This is a genomic window from Bradyrhizobium sp. Ghvi (genome assembly GCF_900115265.1).
In the GTDB taxonomy this organism is placed as follows: domain Bacteria; phylum Pseudomonadota; class Alphaproteobacteria; order Rhizobiales; family Xanthobacteraceae; genus Bradyrhizobium.
In genome coordinates, this window is the sequence record NZ_FOVU01000002.1 from 369,094 (window position 1) to 384,530 (window position 15,437).

A 15,437-nucleotide genomic window follows, 5' to 3' on the forward strand; every position below is an offset into this window, starting at 1 on the left:
TTGGGCAACCACGACCATCACGGTCATCATCACCATGACCACGGCGATCATGCGCACGATCATGGCCACGACCACAGCCATGCGCACGGTCATGGTCATGCCCATGTTCACGCGCCCGCCAATTTTGGCAGGGCGTTCGCGATCGGCATTACGCTCAACACCGCGCTGGTCGTGGCCGAGGCCGTCTACGGCTATCTCGGCAATTCCACCGCCCTGCTCGCCGACGCCGGCCATAATCTGTCCGACGTGCTCGGCCTGGTCGTGGCCTGGGGCGCCTCGATTGCGGCGCGGCGCGCTCCGAGCGGTCGCTTCACCTATGGCTTCCGCGCCTCCACGATTCTGGCTGCGCTGGCGAATGCGGTGTTCCTGCTGGTCGCAACCGGCGCGATTGGCTGGGAAGCCATTTTGCGGCTGCGCGAGCCGGAGCCGGTCGCGGGCGTGACCGTGATGGTGGTCGCCGGCATCGGCATCCTCATCAACGGCTTTACAGCGATGCTGTTTGCCAGCGGACGCAAGGACGACATCAACATCGAGGGCGCGTATCTGCACATGGCGGCCGATGCTGCGATCTCTCTCGGCGTCGTCGTCTCGGCGGCGCTGATCATCTGGACCGGCTTTCTCTGGCTCGACCCCGTGACCAGCCTCGTCATCTGCGCCAGCATCCTCTGGAGCACCACCAGCCTCTTGCGCGGCTCCATCGACATGTCGATGGCGGCAGCGCCCAAGGGCACTGATCTCGTCGCCATCAAGACGTTCTTGCTGGCTCGGCCGGGCGTATCGGCCATCCACGATCTCCACGTCTGGCCGATCTCGACCACCGAGACAGCGCTGACCTGCCATCTCGTAATGCCGTCAGGCACTGCCGATGCATTCCTGATGGAAACGGCAAGGATGCTGAAGACGACCTTCCGTATCGGCCACACCACGCTCCAGGTCGAGACGCATCCGGACAATGGCTGCGCCCTGGCGCCTGACGATGTGGTGTGATGTAGGCTCCTCTCTATCACCCGTCATTGCGAGCGTAGCGAAGCAATCCAGATCCCTCCGTGGAAAGACTCTGGATTGCTTCGTCGCAAGAGCTCCTCGCAATGACGGTGGATGGAGCGTCGCGCCCTACCCCGCCCTCGCCGTCACGATCCAGATCGCGCCCTGCAGCGCCACGCTCTGGCCCTTCACGAACGGGGCGAGCGTCTCGCGGATCGACGCTTTGGCGGCCTCATACGTCTCTGGCGGATGGCCCTGGAGCGCGCGGCTGGCCGGGCCGATCTGGAGTGAACCGTCGACGGCGGCGTCGAGGCCACCGCCGATGGCGATGTCCATGGGAAGATTGTGCGGCTCCATCGCGACTTCGACGAAACCTGCGCCCTTGAGGATACGCGTGACGCGTTCCTCGGACGCAAACGCGAACGGACCCGGCTCCTCCGGCCCGACCGGCGGCATCTTCGGCACGTGCTTGTAGACCGCCGCGAGCGGCGCCATCATCCACGGATTTTCCTTCGGCTCTCGCCAGCAGACAAAAGCGAGCCGCCCCGTCGGCTTCAGCGCACGGCGAAGATTGGTGAAGGACGCGATGGGATCGGCGAAGAACATCACGCCGAAACGCGAAGCAAGCAGGTCAAAGCTATCGGGCTCGAACGGATAGACCGTCGCATCCGCCAGCACGAAATCCAGCGGCAGCCCCTTCGGCGCAAACGCCCGCGCCTGCGACAGCATCGGCTCGGACACATCGAGGCCGAGCGCAAACCCGCCAGGCGCCACCGCCTTCGCGAAGGCAAAGGTCGTCGCCCCCGAGCCGCAGCCGACATCGAGAACGCGCTCACCGGGCTTCGGCCGGGCGCGCGCGATCAGCACGTCGGCGATGGGGCCGAGCAGGCTCTCCTGCGCGGCGTGGCGATCGGCCCAACGCTGCCCGCTCGGGCCGTTCCAATAAGCGATCTGATCGGCGTTTTGCTCGTGTCCGCTCGGCGATTCCATCAAGCCCTCTTTTTCTCATCTCGCAACACCGGCCGCTCGTCGCAGTCGCGCGGCGTCACGCGCATCGGCAAGCCGTGCTCCGGTCGTAGCGTAATTTTTTGCGAGGGCCAAACTTTGGCATCGGGCAGGAGCTCGGCATCGAAGCGCCGGGTAAGTGCGGCAAGCGCAATCGTGGCCTCCTGCAAGGCGAAGGAGGCGCCAATGCAGATGCGCGGGCCGACGCCGAAGGGTAGATAGGTGAATCGCCCGATCCTGCCGCGCTACTCCGGCAAGAAGCGCGACGGATCGAAGGTACCGGGCTGGTCCCACAGCAGCAGGTGCCGATGCAGCACATACGGCGCGATCACGATCAGCGTGCGCGGCTCGACCGGGGCGCCGCCGAGCAGATCCGGGCCCTTTGCCATCCGGCTCAACGCCGCGATCGGGGGGTAGAGCCGGAGCGCTTCCTCGACCACCGCCCGCGTCACCACCAGCCGGTCGGCGAGGCCTTCGAGGGGACCTGCGAGCTCGCGCGCGGCCTCCTCCCGCACGCGGGCGCGCCAGTCGGGCGACTGCGACAGCAGAAAGATCGACCAGCTCAGCGCGTTCGCCGTGGTCTCGTGGCCGGCCGACAGGAAAGTGAGGATGTTGGAGCGCACTTCGCTGAGCGACATCGATTGCCCGGTCGAAGGGTCGAGCGCACGCAACAGCAGCGTCAGTAGATCGGAGGGGATTTCGCCGGCCGGCGTGGCTGCCAGCCGATCGCGACGTGCCTCGATGATCCGGTCGATGATGCCCTCGAAATAGCTCATGGTCCGCCGCAGGCGGCCCCCTCCGGGACGCGGCACCGATTGCGGCACACCGAGAAGATCGAGCACGCCGATCCGCCCGATCGCCGCGAAATAGGCGTTCATCGCGTCGCGGAATTCGTCATAGTCGCCTGCAATGCCGTCGGAGAAAATGGTGAGCGCGAGCACGTTGAGCGTCAGCAACGCCATCTCTGCGGCGACGTCGACGGCAGCCGCCCGGCCCAGATTGCGCCACCGCTCCGTCAAGCGGTCGACGGCTGTGAGCATCGCTCCCGTGAATGTCGTCACCGTGCGTCGCGCAAACAGAGGCGCGAGCATGCGCCGCTGCGCCTCCCAGCGCGCGTCCTCGACGCTCAAGAGCCCGTCGGCGAGACCGTTCGCCAGGATGCGGCGCTGGATCGGGTCCTTGCGGTAGTTGCCGGCATTGTCGACCAGCACGCGCCTGATGGCCGCAGGATCGTGCACCAGAAGCGCGTCGGCAAACGGCAGCCTGACCCTGGCGATCGGTTCGCGGAAAAACTCCGCACTCCAGCATTCCAGGGGATTGCGCTTCAGGGTCGCCAACAGGCGAATCCAACGCAGCCGACTCTCCGGCGGAAGCGGGGCCGGCGGCCGATAGCTTTCGGAAATTTCTGGCTCAAAATCGGGCATGGGGCCGGCGACAGACACCCGGGAATATTATGCAATAAAGCCCAGACTCGGCTGGGGTTCCCGGCCGCTCCCATGACCGCCCGCCGCGGAGCGGCTGAATCGATCGTTACGCCCTTGCCCATTCACAGGCGGCAGGGCTAAAGAGGCGCCGTGGGGCGGTTAGCTCAGCTGGTTAGAGCATCTCGTTTACACCGAGAGGGTCCGCGGTTCGAATCCGTGACCGCCCACCAGCCTTCGCCCGCTTCGCGGGCTACGGCTCGGCAAGCCAGCCTAGGTGCTCATTGGCGCGAAGCTGGCGAAGACTGCCGCGCCGAAGCCGTTTGGCGAAGGCGGGCTTTTCGTGGCGAGCTTCGCGCGCCCTCAATCCCCTGGTCTTCCCGGCAGCAGCGGGACCGTATCGATCCACACCGCGGCCGACTGACACCAAATCTGTCGGTTTGGCCGCAATTGGTCGCGCTGGCGGATCGAGCCCCAGCGGATACCCCAATCGTCAGCCTGGTCGCCCTCGCCGCTGGTGAACAGCGGGGAACCGCAATCGGCGCAGAAGTGCTGGAAACGCATCCGGCCGCTGTCGCCGCGCTTGCCGTAGACCTTGGGCACGCCTGCCGTCACGCGAACATCGGCTTTGGAGCAGATGGCCGTCACGCGGAACGGCGAGCCGGTCAAGCTCTGGCAATCGGTGCAGTGGCACACCGAGATCGCCTCGGGGTCGATCTCGGCCGCAAAAGCGATCTGTCCGCAATGGCACTGTCCGTCAACCTGCATCGTCCGCTCCCAAAACAAAAACGGCGCCCGAAGGCGCCGTTTTATCATCTTTTCGGATTGCGATCTCAGTGGGCGGTCAGGCCGCCGGCGGCTTCGTCACCGTCCGGCTTCACCGTCACCTTGGTGTCCTCTTCCCAGACGATCGGCACCGGCTTCTTCACCAGCGCCTTGGCGACGACGTCGTCGAGGCGCGAGACCGGAATGATCTCCATACCGCCCTTGATCGCATCGGAAATCTCCGTGAGATCCTTGGCGTTGTCCTCGGGGATCAGCACCGTCTTGATGCCGCCGCGGGCAGCAGCGAGCAGCTTCTCCTTCAGACCGCCGATCGGCAGCACGCGGCCGCGCAGCGTGATCTCGCCGGTCATCGCGACATCGTGGCGAACCGGAATGCCGGTCATGACCGAGATGATCGCGGTGGCCATGGCGACGCCCGCCGACGGACCATCCTTCGGCGTCGCGCCCTCAGGCACGTGCACGTGGATGTCGCGCCGGTCGAACAACGGCGGCTCGACGCCGTAATTGATCGCACGCGAGCGGACGTAGGACGCCGCCGCCGAGATCGACTCCTTCATCACGTCGCGCAAATTGCCCGTCACCGTCATCTTGCCCTTGCCGGGCATCATGACGCCTTCGATCGTCAGCAGCTCGCCGCCGACATCGGTCCAGGCAAGCCCCGTGACGATACCGACCTGCGGCTCGCTCTCGATCTCGCCGAAGCGGTACTTCGGCACGCCGAGCAACTCTTCCAGAGTCTTCTCGGTGACCTTGACCGACTTCTTCTTGGAGATCATCAGCTCCTTCACCGCCTTGCGGGCGAGCGTGGAGAGCTCACGCTCCAGGTTGCGCACGCCCGCTTCGCGGGTGTAGCGGCGGATCAGAAGCAGCAGCGCATCGTCGTCGATCGAGAACTCCTTGGAGTCCAGGCCGTGCTTGGACACCGCGTTCGGGATCAGGTGCTTGCGCGCGATCTCGACCTTCTCGTTCTCGGTGTACCCGGCGATCCGGATGATCTCCATGCGGTCCATCAGCGGGCCCGGAATATTGAGGGTATTCGCGGTCGTGATGAACATGACGTTCGACAGATCGTAATCGACTTCCAGATAGTGGTCAGCGAACGTCCCGTTCTGCTCGGGGTCGAGAACCTCGAGCAGGGCCGAGGACGGATCGCCGCGGAAATCGGCGCCCATCTTGTCGATCTCGTCCAGCAGGAATAGCGGATTGGACGACTTCGCCTTCCGCATCGACTGGATGATCTTGCCCGGCATGGAGCCGATATAGGTGCGGCGGTGACCGCGGATCTCGGCCTCGTCGCGCACGCCGCCGAGCGACACGCGCACGAACTCGCGCCCCGTCGCCTTCGCGATCGACTTGCCGAGCGAGGTCTTGCCGACGCCAGGAGGTCCGACGAGGCACAGGATCGGGCCCGTCAGCTTGTTGGCACGCGACTGCACGGCGAGATACTCGACGATGCGTTCCTTGACCTTCTCGAGCCCATAGTGATCGGAATCCAGGATGGCCTGTGCCTGCTCCAGGTCCTTCTTCACCTTGGACTTCTTGTTCCACGGGATCGACAGCAGCCAATCCAGATAGTTGCGCACGACGGTCGCTTCCGCCGACATCGGCGACATCTGGCGCAGCTTCTTCAATTCATGCTGCGCCTTGTCGCGCGCTTCCTTGGAGAGCTTGGTCTTGGATATCTTCTCTTCGAGATCGGCGAGCTCGTCGCGACCGTCGTCGTCGCCGAGTTCCTTCTGGATCGCCTTCATCTGCTCGTTGAGATAATACTCGCGCTGGGTCTTCTCCATCTGCCGTTTGACCCGAGAACGAATCCGCTTCTCGACTTGCAGCACCGAGATCTCGCTCTCCATCAGGCCCAGCACCTTCTCCAGGCGCGTGGTGACGGACAGCGTCTCCAGGATGCCCTGCCGGTCCGCGATCTTGACGGCGAGATGCGAAGCGACGGTGTCGGCGAGCTTGGCGAAATCGGTGATCGCCTGCACGACGCCGACGACCTCGGCCGAAATCTTCTTGTTGAGCTTCACGTAGCTCTCGAAGTCGGACACGACCGAGCGCGCCAGCGCTTCGGCCTCGACCGATTTTGCATCGGTGTCGGCGAGCGCAACGGCGGTGGCTTCATAATAGTCGGCGCGATCGGTGTATTTTGACACACGCGCACGCTCGAGCCCCTCGACCAGCACCTTCACGGTGCCATCGGGAAGCTTCAAGAGCTGCAGCACGCTGGCAAGCGTACCGGTCTCGTAAATGGCATCCGGAGCCGGATCATCGTCGGACGCGTTCTTCTGCGTCGCGAGCATGATCAGCGCGTCGTTCTTCATCACCTCTTCGAGTGCGCGGATCGACTTCTCGCGACCGACGAAGAGCGGAACGATCATGTGCGGGAAGACGACGATATCGCGCAGCGGCAGCACGGGATAAGCGTGCGCCTCGCCATGGACGATGGTTGGCCGGGGTTTTGGATTAGACATGGCCTTTTCCTTTTGCTTTGCCCCCTCGCACGCAGCCCGCATCTGGTGCGCAACCGCCACAAGGTGCCGAGGTGATCCACAAGACCGGCCTACCATTCGCAGGTTGGACTGGGCTTGCCGGATCGGAACTGAGGCGAATCTTGAAGGGAATTCTCGCTCGCCGCCGACATTAGGTGGCTATCGACCCGGGGGGTGTCAAGTCATTGAAAAACGCGCGCCATCAGGCGCTTACGCAACGTGTAAGCGACGCAACAGCGGCTGCGGAGAACGTGTCCGCAGCCGCTACCGTGAAAGACGACAGGAAGCGTTCCAGCGCCCGGAAATCAGGCGCTGGCGTTCTCGACAGCGCGATCGCTCCGATCGGCGTAGATGTAGAGCGGGCGGGCGGTGCCTTCCACGACTTCGCGGGAAATCACCACTTCTTCCACACCTTCCAGGCCCGGCAGGTCGAACATGGTCTCGAGCAGGATGGCCTCGAGGATCGAACGCAGCCCGCGCGCGCCGGTCTTGCGCTCGATCGCCTTTCGGGCGACCGCGCCAAGCGCCTCATCGGCGAAGGTCAGCTCGATGTTCTCCATCTCGAACAGCCGCTGGTACTGTTTCACCAGCGCGTTCTTCGGCTCGGTCAGGATCTTCTTCAGCGAAGTCTCGTCGAGATCCTCGAGCGTCGCGACGACGGGCAGACGGCCGACGAACTCGGGGATGAGGCCGTACTTCAGGAGATCCTCAGGCTCGACGTGACGGAAGATCTCGCCGGTGCGGCGGTCTTCCGGCGCCATCACCTGGGCCGCGAAACCGATCGAGGTCGACCGACCGCGTGCCGAGATGATTTTCTCGAGGCCGGCGAACGCGCCGCCGCAGATGAACAGGATGTTGGTGGTGTCCACCTGCAGGAATTCCTGCTGCGGATGCTTGCGACCGCCCTGCGGCGGGACCGAAGCCACCGTGCCTTCCATGATCTTCAGCAGCGCCTGCTGCACGCCCTCACCCGACACGTCACGCGTGATCGAGGGATTGTCGGACTTGCGGCTGATCTTGTCGATTTCGTCGATGTAGACGATGCCGCGCTGGGCGCGCTCGACGTTGTAGTCGGCGGCCTGCAGCAGCTTCAGGATGATGTTCTCGACGTCCTCACCGACATAGCCGGCTTCGGTCAGCGTGGTCGCATCAGCCATCGTAAACGGCACGTCCAGGATGCGGGCGAGCGTCTGCGCGAGCAGCGTCTTGCCCGAACCGGTTGGGCCGATCAGCAGAATGTTCGACTTCGCGAGCTCGACGTCGTTGTGCTTGGTCTGGTGGTTGAGGCGCTTGTAGTGGTTGTGCACCGCGACCGACAGGACCTTCTTGGCATGGCTCTGGCCGATGACGTAATCGTCCAGGACCTTGCAGATTTCCTTCGGCGTCGGAATGCCGTCGCGCGACTTGACCAGCGAGGACTTGTTCTCCTCGCGGATGATGTCCATGCAGAGCTCGACGCATTCGTCGCAGATGAAGACCGTGGGACCCGCGATCAGTTTGCGAACTTCGTGCTGGCTCTTGCCGCAGAACGAGCAATATAGCGTGTTCTTGGAGTCGCTCGTGCCGACTTTACTCATTCATGTCTCCGTCCGCGGTTCGATCCCGTTCCGCTCGATCGCTCCATTCCGACACGAAGGCCGGTATGCAGCTTAAGTAGAGCAAATTCCGTACCAAAAAAGACCCTACGCGTTACATCCCGTGCGAATCACGGTCACTCGATTCTCCGCGATCATAGCCCATCATTCGTAGCCAACCATGCTGTCACCCGACTATCAAGAATTCGCTAATCGGGGGGCCGCCGGCTACCCGTGACAATACCGTGATTTCACGTCTTGGCACGGGCGAAGTGACCGAAATCGCCCCGGCGTTGCTGGATTGCCACGAAAAACAAGCACGAAAGCGGAACTTTCTGCCTGCCGTAGGGCGCAAATGGCTTTTTGCGCCGCTGCGAACGCGTTCTTAACGTGAACGCCGCGCTGACGATCCCGCATAATCCGGGGATCAATGTTGCAGTCCGGTAGTGCTACGGGGTCTTCGCCGGCGCGGCCTCTTCGGCGCGCTTGTCGATGACCTTGTCAACCAGGCCGAACTCCTTGGCGTCGTTGGCAGTCAGGAACTTGTCGCGTTCCAGCGCGTCCTCGATCGACTTGTAGGTCTGGCCGGTGTGCTTCACGTAGATCTCGTTGAGACGCTTCTTCAGGTTCAGGATTTCCTGCGCGTGCAGCATGATGTCTGTGGCCTGACCCTGGAAGCCGCCGGAAGGCTGGTGCACCATGATGCGTGCGTTCGGCAGCGAGAAACGCATGTCCTTCTCGCCTGCAGCGAGCAACAGCGAGCCCATCGAGGCAGCCTGGCCCGTGCACAGCGTCGAGACCGGCGGGCGGATGAACTGCATGGTGTCGTAGATCGCAAGGCCCGATGTCACCACGCCGCCCGGCGAGTTGATATACATCGAGATTTCCTTCTTCGGATTTTCCGCCTCGAGGAACAGCAGTTGCGCGACGATCAGCGTCGACATGCCGTCTTCGACCGGACCGGTCACGAAGATGATACGCTCCTTCAGCAGGCGCGAGAAAATGTCGTAGGCGCGCTCGCCACGGTTGGTCTGCTCGACCACCATGGGCACGAGGTTCATGTAGGTTTCAACCGGATCGCGCATGAGTCACCTAGGGTTTTAGAGGCGGACATCGCCAGTCTTGGCTGCAGTTTCTTGGCTGCCAGTCGGACTGGATGTGCCGGAAGGCCGATGGACGTCCCGTGATGCAGGAAGTGGGTAGCGGTAGAACGCGTAGGTACCGACAGATATAGCCCAATTCGCGCCAGACAAGTGCGGAGCGAATTAACGCTTAATCGATCGGCCCTTTGGGGCACTTGAAGCTGATTCTCGCAAACAGGCCCAGCCGGCCATCTGGCTAGCTGGGCCTGCTCGCTGATCATCCTTAATAGAAGGCTTTCTCAAGGAAGGATTGCTCAAAGCCTTCAGGCTTCAGTCTTTTCCTCGTCGTCCTTGTAGAGGTCCTCGCGCGAGACCTTCTTCTCGGTCACATTGGCGAGTTCGAGGATGAAATCGACCACCTTATCCTCGTAGATCGGCGCACGAAGCTGGGCCAGCGCCTGGGCATTGTTGCGGTAATAGTCCCAGACTTCCTTCTCGCGGCCGGGCATCTGGCGCGCACGCTCGATCACCGCGCGGCCGACCTCGTCGTCGGTCACGGTGATCTTGTTCTTCTCGCCGATCTCGGAGAGCACGAGACCAAGACGCACGCGGCGGTCGGCGATCTTGCGGTACTCTTCCCTGGCCTTTTCCTCGGTGGTGTCCTCGTCGGCAAAGGTCTTGCCGGCGGAATCCATCTCGGCCTTGACCGAGTTCCACATCAGATTGAACTCCTCGTCGACCAGCGAGGGCGGCGCCTCGAAGCGATGGGCTTCGTCGAGACGATCGAGCAGCGCGCGCTTGACGCGCTGGCGTGTCGCACCGGCGTACTCGGCCGCGAGCCGCTCGCGCGCGGCTTCCTTGAGCTTGTCCAGCGATTCCAGGCCGAGTGTCTTGGCGAACTCGTCGTCGATCGCGATGTCCTGCGGCGCCTCGATCAGCGTCGCGGTGGTCTCGAACTCGGCCGGCTGGCCGGCGAGCTTCTCGCTCATGTAGTTCTTGGGGAACGAGACCTTCAGCGTGCGCGTCTCGTTCGCGCCGATCCCGATGAGCTGCTCCTCGAAGCCCGGGATGAAGGTGTTGGAGCCGATCACGACCTGGATGCCCTCGCCGGTGCCGCCCTCGAAGGCTTCGCCGTTGATGGTACCCTTGAAGTTGATGGTGACGCGGTCAGCGGAGGCGGCCTTGGCGCCCTCACCCTTGGCGGCATAGGTCCGGTTGCTGTCGGCGATGCGCTTGATCGCCTCGTCGACGTCCGAATCGGACACCTCGGCGACAGGCTTCTCGACCTGGAAGGTCTTGAAGTCGGCGAGCGCGATGGCCGGTACCACTTCGATCGCGACCGTGTAGGTCAGGTCGGACTTGCCGTTCAGCAGCTCCTCGACCTCGGCCTTTTCGGTCGGCATGGTGATCTTCGGTTCGGTCGCGAGCTTGAAGCCGCGCTCGGAGAACAGCTGGGTATTGGTATCGCGGATGGTCTGGTCGATGGTCTCGGCCATCACGGAGCGGCCATAGACCTTCTTCAGGTGGGTGACGGGCACCTTGCCGGGACGGAAGCCATTGAGGCGCACCTTGTCCTTGAGGTCGACGAGCTTGGCGCCGGCCTTTGCGTCGAGATCAGACGCGGGAACGTTGATCTTGAACTCGTGCTTCAAGCCTTCCGAGAGGGTTTCTGTGACCTGCATGGCGTCCAATCTTCTTTTCGTTCGGTCCCGGCACGCTATCCGCGTCGGGACGCTGTCATCAATCGGTCCGGCGCGCGAAGGCTAACGCCCCTGCGCCGGTGGGTTCATCAGAGCCGCGCTCCAGACGGACAGACATCCGCGCTGAGCGTGGCCCTTCGGTAATCCGTGCAAACGCGATAAGCGCTTGGTGCGGGCGGAGGGACTCGAACCCCCACAACTTTCGTCACTGGAACCTAAATCCAGCGCGTCTACCAGTTCCGCCACGCCCGCGTGAATTTGCATCAAGACCGGCCGCGATGCCGCGGGCGGCCGGGCTTATAGCATGTGCCCGACTGTTCGCAGCAAAAAAATGGCCTGATGGAGGCAGGCTTCAAGTAGGCATGATGGCTGGACTTATCCAGCGCAGCGTGGTCCGGATCGGGCCATGAAACCGCGGATCTTTGCCCCGTCTCGCCGTGACGTTTTGGCCGGCCTAACGGCCTCCGCCGCGGGCCTGCTTGGCGGTGGCCCAACTCCGGCCGTGACCACCCAGCTCGCCCTCCAGGCCCGGCCCGCGACCCTCGCTCTGAGGCCAGATCAGCCTCCTACACCAGTCTGGGAACTGGCCGCCGTAAGTCACCTCGGCAACGTTCATCTCAAGCGCTTTGACCGCTGCGAGGTGACCTTCCGGAACGCCCTGCCTGTGCCACTTGCGCCGGTCTGGTACGGCCTCAATGGCGCTGAGGTGGCCGATCCCTTGCGAGGGCGCGCGCCTGCCGCTCCGGATGCAACCGAAATATCAATCATTTCAATACCAAACGCCGGGACCCTAGTAGCCGACTTCCGCCTCTTTGAGGACCGTCTGAAAGCGCCCGCGCGCCCACTGGCGATCATCGCCGCCGAGATCAGGTCAGTCGCGGTCGATCGTGACGAGATTTTGCTAATCGAGGAATGGCGCGTCCGGCCGGATGGCACCGCGATTCCGCCGGGCCAAGATCCCAAAGATGCGACCCCGCTCTACACGCTGAACGGCCGGACTTCATTCGAACTCTCAGCCGCGGCCGGCGAGCGGCTGCGGCTGCGCTTCATCAACGGGTCGCAACGCTCTGTTCTGGCGATCAAATTGGAAAGCCACGAGGTCCAGGTGATGGCGCTGGACGGCCAGCCCGCCGAGCCCTTCCCGGCGCGCAACGGCGCCCTGGTCCTGGCTCCCGGCGCTCGCGCCGACGCCTTTGTGGATGCGGCCACATCGGCTGCGTTGGTGCTGCATGATGGCAAGGAGGCACGTCCGATCGGGCGCCTCGCCGTCTCCGGCACGCTGGAGCGGCGCGCACCGCTGCCGCCGCCACAGCCACTCCCGTCGAATGATCTTCCTGAAAAGCTCGACCTGAAAGGCGCCTTGCGGTTCGATGTCGCGCTCGGCGCAACTGAAGCCGGTTGGACCCGGACGGCCAATTTCTCCACTGCCTCGGCGCCGGCGTTCCGGGCCAGGGCCGGCCGGACCGTCGTGCTGGCCGTCAGGAACCCCGCCCCTGCGACCACCGTCTTCCACCTGCACGGCCATTATTTCCGCCTGCTCGACCGGCTCGACGACGGCTGGAAGCCCTACTGGCTCGACACGCTCGCCATCGAACCCGGCCAGATCCAGCGCATTGCCTTCGCCGCGACCTCGCCCGGACGATGGCTGATCGAGTCGGTCGTAACCGATTGGGCCGCACCGCGGTTGGTGCGCTGGTACGGAGTGGAATGAACTCAGCCGGCGCGGGCCCAAACGTAGCGCGCATCAGGCTCCTTCTCCTCGTTCCGCGCTCCGTCGTCCTGCTCGGCCAACGTGAACCCGCGCGCCTCGTAGAAGCGTCGCGCCGGCGCGTTGCGCTGGAAGGTCCAGAGCTCGAGCCGCTCGTTGGCGCCTTTGGCGAGATTGAGGAGTTGGGTGCCGATGCCGCGGCCATGTGCGTTTGGACGGACGTAGAGCTGCTCGATCCAACCGTCACGGAAGGCGATGATCCCGCTCAGCTCAACGCCGTCAAAATGCCCCCAGACGTGACAGGTTGGAAAGACGCGCTCGCGGTAGAACCAGCGATCCTGGTGCGGCGTGTGCAGCCCGGCGAGCCACGGCATCGCGTGATCGAACGCGAGGCGATGGACCTGCGCCGCCGCGTCCATATCGGTGAGCGCGAGGGGCCTCAGCATCAGTACTCGATCCCGAGCGCATTATAGATCCGCCGGTGCACGGCCGGCAGCGTTTCGGTGAGATCCTCCGCGATCAGCCCCGGCCCTGCTTCGCTCGCGGCTTCGCCGTGCATCCAGACGCCGACGCTGGCGGCTTCGAATGCCGGAACACCCTGCGCCAAGAGCCCGGCAATGATGCCGGCAAGCACATCGCCCGCGCCGGCGGTCGCCAGCCAGGGCGGCGCATTGGCGGCGATGGTGGCACGGCCGTCAGGCGCGGCGACGGTGGTATCCGGCCCCTTCAGCAGCACGACGGCGCCGGAGCGTTCGGCGGCGGCGCGCACGCGCTCCAGCTTCGAACGGCCCGGCGTCTTGTTGCTGAGGTCGGAGAACAGCCGCGGAAATTCGCCCTCATGCGGCGTCAGCACAACGGCATTATCTTGCGAGGACTTGATCGATTCAAACAGCCGCTCCGGCTTGGCGGCAAAGCTCGTCAGCGCATCAGCATCCAGCACCAGATGCCGTTGCGCAGTGAGAGCGGTGTGCACCATGTCACAGGTGCGTTCGCCGACGCCGGCGCCCGGACCGATCATGCAGGTGTTGTAGCGTTTGTCAGCAAGCAGTTCACCGAACTCCACCGCGGTGTCAACGGGGCGAACCATCACGGCCGTCAGCGCGGCCGCGTTGATCGCGAGCGCATCGCGCGGGGTTGCGAGCGTCACGAGCCCGGCGCCGGCACGCAAGCTGCCGCGGGCGGCGAGCCGCGCAGCCCCGGTCGCGGCGGCATCGCCTGACACCGCCAGCACATGGCCGCGTGCATATTTGTGCCCGTCGATGCGCGGCACGGGGAAAGCGGCGCCCCAGTAATCCGGATCATTCTCGAAGATCTGCGGCGCGATCTCGTCGAGCACCTGTGCGTCGATGCCGATATCGGCCACGCGCACGCGGCCGCAATGCATTCGTCCGGGCAGCAGCAAATGCGCGGGCTTCTTGCGGAAGAAGGTGACGGTCTCGGCGGCATTCACCGCCACCCCCATCACGGCCGCGCTGGTGCCGTTGATGCCGCTCGGCAAATCGACGGCCAGCACCGGCGCACCGTTGGCATTGATCGCCTCGATCATCTCGCGGGCCTCGGCGTCGACGCTGCGGCTGAGACCCGCGCCGAACAGGGCATCGATGATCAGTGCAGGTTTTCCGATCGCCTGTGGATTGAACGGCAGCACCGGATGCTTCCAGCCGCGCGCGGCGGACGCGGCATCGCCATGGAGATGATCGCGCTCGCACATCAGGATCACCGAGACCTCGCGCCCTTGCGCGGCGAGCTCGGCGGCTGCGACAAAACCGTCACCGCCATTATTGCCGGGACCGGCGACGATCAGGATCGGCCCCTCCTCCGCCAACGCGTGGGCAGCTTCCGCGACCGCCTGGCCGGCGCTCAGCATCAGCTTGAAGCCGGGTGTGCCGGCTGTGATGCTGAGTTGATCAGCCCGCTGCATCTCGGCGGTGGTTAGAACTTCCATGCCACTTCCCTGGTCCAAACGCCTTTTCAACAGGCACGTTTCGTGCCGATCCAAGCCTCCGGAACAACTGTTTGCACAGATATTGAACCGTTTGCCTATTTCGTAGTCTGCGGTATTTTGAGCCGACCGGCTCAACCTATCAGAGATGCTCGTTAAAAGGCTGATAACGCTCCGATAATCAGGGCATTTGCAACTTGGCATAGACCCTGCTTTCGAGGAAGTCGCTTCGGTTCGTCGTGCTCACTGACATCTTCTGGGTATGACCGGCCGTCGATGCCGGGCTTGTCAGGTCCCGGCATTAGCGAAGACAAGATCGTGCGTTAAGAAAAGCGCATCCTGACGAAGACGTTGCTATTTGATCGAAAGGCCGGGAGGCGCGCAGTGAAGAAAATCGAAGCCATCATCAAGCCGTTCAAGCTCGACGAGGTAAAGGAAGCGCTTCAGGAAGTCGGCCTTCAGGGCATCACCGTCACCGAGGCCAAGGGCTTTGGCCGCCAGAAGGGCCACGCCGAACTCTATCGCGGCGCAGAATACATCGTCGACTTCCTGCCGAAGGTGAAGATCGAGATCGTGATCGGCGACGACCTGGTGGAGCGCGCGATCGATGCGATCCGCCGCGCCGCGCAAACCGGGCGCATCGGCGACGGCAAGATTTTCGTCTCCAACATCGAAGAGGCGATCCGCATCCGAACCGGCGAATCCGGGCTGGACGCTATCTGAGCCGGGTGCTATCCCGCATTTTG

At 63.8% G+C, this 15,437-nt stretch carries 11 protein-coding genes, 2 tRNA genes and 1 pseudogene; 4 read left to right on the forward strand and 10 right to left on the reverse strand.

Translation table 11 applies throughout. The features are described 5' to 3' along the window. The gene (locus tag BM374_RS08470; RefSeq protein ID WP_177248179.1) at positions 1-987 is read left to right on the forward strand and encodes a cation diffusion facilitator family transporter; all 987 of its coding nucleotides are present in this window, start codon (positions 1-3) and stop codon (positions 985-987) included. A gap of 126 nt (positions 988-1,113) precedes the next feature. Here BM374_RS08470 and BM374_RS08475 read toward each other — a convergent pair whose 3' ends face one another. Both BM374_RS08475 and BM374_RS08480 read right to left on the reverse strand, forming a co-directional pair. Continuing rightward, positions 1,114-1,974: a class I SAM-dependent methyltransferase gene (locus BM374_RS08475; RefSeq protein ID WP_092290924.1), complete on the reverse strand. Its 861-nt coding sequence runs from the start codon at positions 1,972-1,974 to the stop codon at positions 1,114-1,116. Then, positions 1,974-3,413 (reverse strand): annotated as a pseudogene (locus tag BM374_RS08480) (cytochrome P450). Before BM374_RS08480 ends, BM374_RS08475 begins: the two are co-directional and overlap by 1 nt. Before the next feature lie 153 nt (positions 3,414-3,566). On the opposite strand from BM374_RS08480, the gene BM374_RS08485 reads away from it, so the two are divergent. After that, positions 3,567-3,643 (forward strand) — tRNA-Val (locus BM374_RS08485). A 130-nt stretch (positions 3,644-3,773) separates the two neighbouring features. Here the strand turns inward: BM374_RS08485 and BM374_RS08490 are convergent. The 6 genes from BM374_RS08490 to BM374_RS08515 form a co-directional block, all read right to left on the reverse strand. Next, complete coding sequence (locus BM374_RS08490; protein WP_092290926.1) at positions 3,774-4,178, reverse strand: GFA family protein; 405 nt, start codon at positions 4,176-4,178, stop codon at positions 3,774-3,776. Between the two features lie 65 nt (positions 4,179-4,243). Continuing rightward, a complete protein-coding gene (gene lon, locus BM374_RS08495) occupies positions 4,244-6,667 on the reverse strand; it encodes an endopeptidase La (protein WP_092291862.1) in 2,424 nt (807 codons plus the stop codon). A 323-nt stretch (positions 6,668-6,990) separates the two neighbouring features. Beyond that, positions 6,991-8,262, reverse strand: a complete 1,272-nt coding sequence (gene clpX, locus BM374_RS08500; RefSeq protein ID WP_018320118.1) for an ATP-dependent Clp protease ATP-binding subunit ClpX — start codon at positions 8,260-8,262, stop codon at positions 6,991-6,993. Positions 8,263-8,708: 446 nt separating this feature from the next. Continuing rightward, the gene (locus BM374_RS08505) at positions 8,709-9,344 is read right to left on the reverse strand and encodes an ATP-dependent Clp protease proteolytic subunit (RefSeq protein ID WP_057756249.1); all 636 of its coding nucleotides are present in this window, start codon (positions 9,342-9,344) and stop codon (positions 8,709-8,711) included. A gap of 320 nt (positions 9,345-9,664) precedes the next feature. Then, complete coding sequence (gene tig / locus BM374_RS08510) at positions 9,665-11,023, reverse strand: trigger factor (protein ID WP_092290928.1); 1,359 nt, start codon at positions 11,021-11,023, stop codon at positions 9,665-9,667. A gap of 185 nt (positions 11,024-11,208) precedes the next feature. Then, positions 11,209-11,293: transfer RNA gene (locus BM374_RS08515), tRNA-Leu, on the reverse strand. A gap of 154 nt (positions 11,294-11,447) precedes the next feature. Between BM374_RS08515 and BM374_RS08520 the strand changes: the two genes are divergently transcribed. After that, positions 11,448-12,752: a multicopper oxidase domain-containing protein gene (locus tag BM374_RS08520; RefSeq protein WP_092290930.1), complete on the forward strand. Its 1,305-nt coding sequence runs from the start codon at positions 11,448-11,450 to the stop codon at positions 12,750-12,752. A 2-nt stretch (positions 12,753-12,754) separates the two neighbouring features. On the opposite strand, the gene BM374_RS08525 is transcribed toward BM374_RS08520, so the two are convergent. Continuing rightward, entirely contained in the window at positions 12,755-13,195 is a 441-nt protein-coding gene (locus BM374_RS08525) for a GNAT family N-acetyltransferase (RefSeq protein ID WP_092290932.1), read from the reverse strand. Next, on the reverse strand, positions 13,195-14,694 hold the full coding sequence (locus BM374_RS08530) for an NAD(P)H-hydrate dehydratase (RefSeq protein ID WP_092290934.1): 1,500 nt from the start codon (positions 14,692-14,694) through the stop codon (positions 13,195-13,197). Before BM374_RS08530 ends, BM374_RS08525 begins: the two co-directional genes overlap by 1 nt. Before the next feature lie 381 nt (positions 14,695-15,075). Between BM374_RS08530 and BM374_RS08535 the strand changes: the two genes are divergently transcribed. Beyond that, on the forward strand, positions 15,076-15,414 hold the full coding sequence (locus BM374_RS08535) for a P-II family nitrogen regulator (protein ID WP_007603495.1): 339 nt from the start codon (positions 15,076-15,078) through the stop codon (positions 15,412-15,414). The last annotated feature ends 23 nt before the right edge of the window (positions 15,415-15,437 follow it).

Excerpts from the sequence above, each read along its gene's own strand:
- tig (WP_092290928.1), bottom strand. The coding sequence starts at position 11,023 with ATGCAGGTCACAGAAACCCTCTCGGAAGGCTTGAAGCACGAGTTCAAG.
- BM374_RS08475 (WP_092290924.1), bottom strand. The coding sequence starts at position 1,974 with ATGGAATCGCCGAGCGGACACGAGCAAAACGCCGATCAGATCGCTTAT.
- lon (WP_092291862.1), bottom strand. The coding sequence starts at position 6,667 with ATGTCTAATCCAAAACCCCGGCCAACCATCGTCCATGGCGAGGCGCAC.
- BM374_RS08490 (WP_092290926.1), bottom strand. The coding sequence starts at position 4,178 with ATGCAGGTTGACGGACAGTGCCATTGCGGACAGATCGCTTTTGCGGCC.
- clpX (WP_018320118.1), bottom strand. The coding sequence starts at position 8,262 with ATGAGTAAAGTCGGCACGAGCGACTCCAAGAACACGCTATATTGCTCG.
- BM374_RS08525 (WP_092290932.1), bottom strand. The coding sequence starts at position 13,195 with ATGCTGAGGCCCCTCGCGCTCACCGATATGGACGCGGCGGCGCAGGTC.
- BM374_RS08505 (WP_057756249.1), bottom strand. The coding sequence starts at position 9,344 with ATGCGCGATCCGGTTGAAACCTACATGAACCTCGTGCCCATGGTGGTC.
- BM374_RS08520 (WP_092290930.1), top strand. The coding sequence starts at position 11,448 with ATGAAACCGCGGATCTTTGCCCCGTCTCGCCGTGACGTTTTGGCCGGC.
- BM374_RS08530 (WP_092290934.1), bottom strand. The coding sequence starts at position 14,694 with ATGGAAGTTCTAACCACCGCCGAGATGCAGCGGGCTGATCAACTCAGC.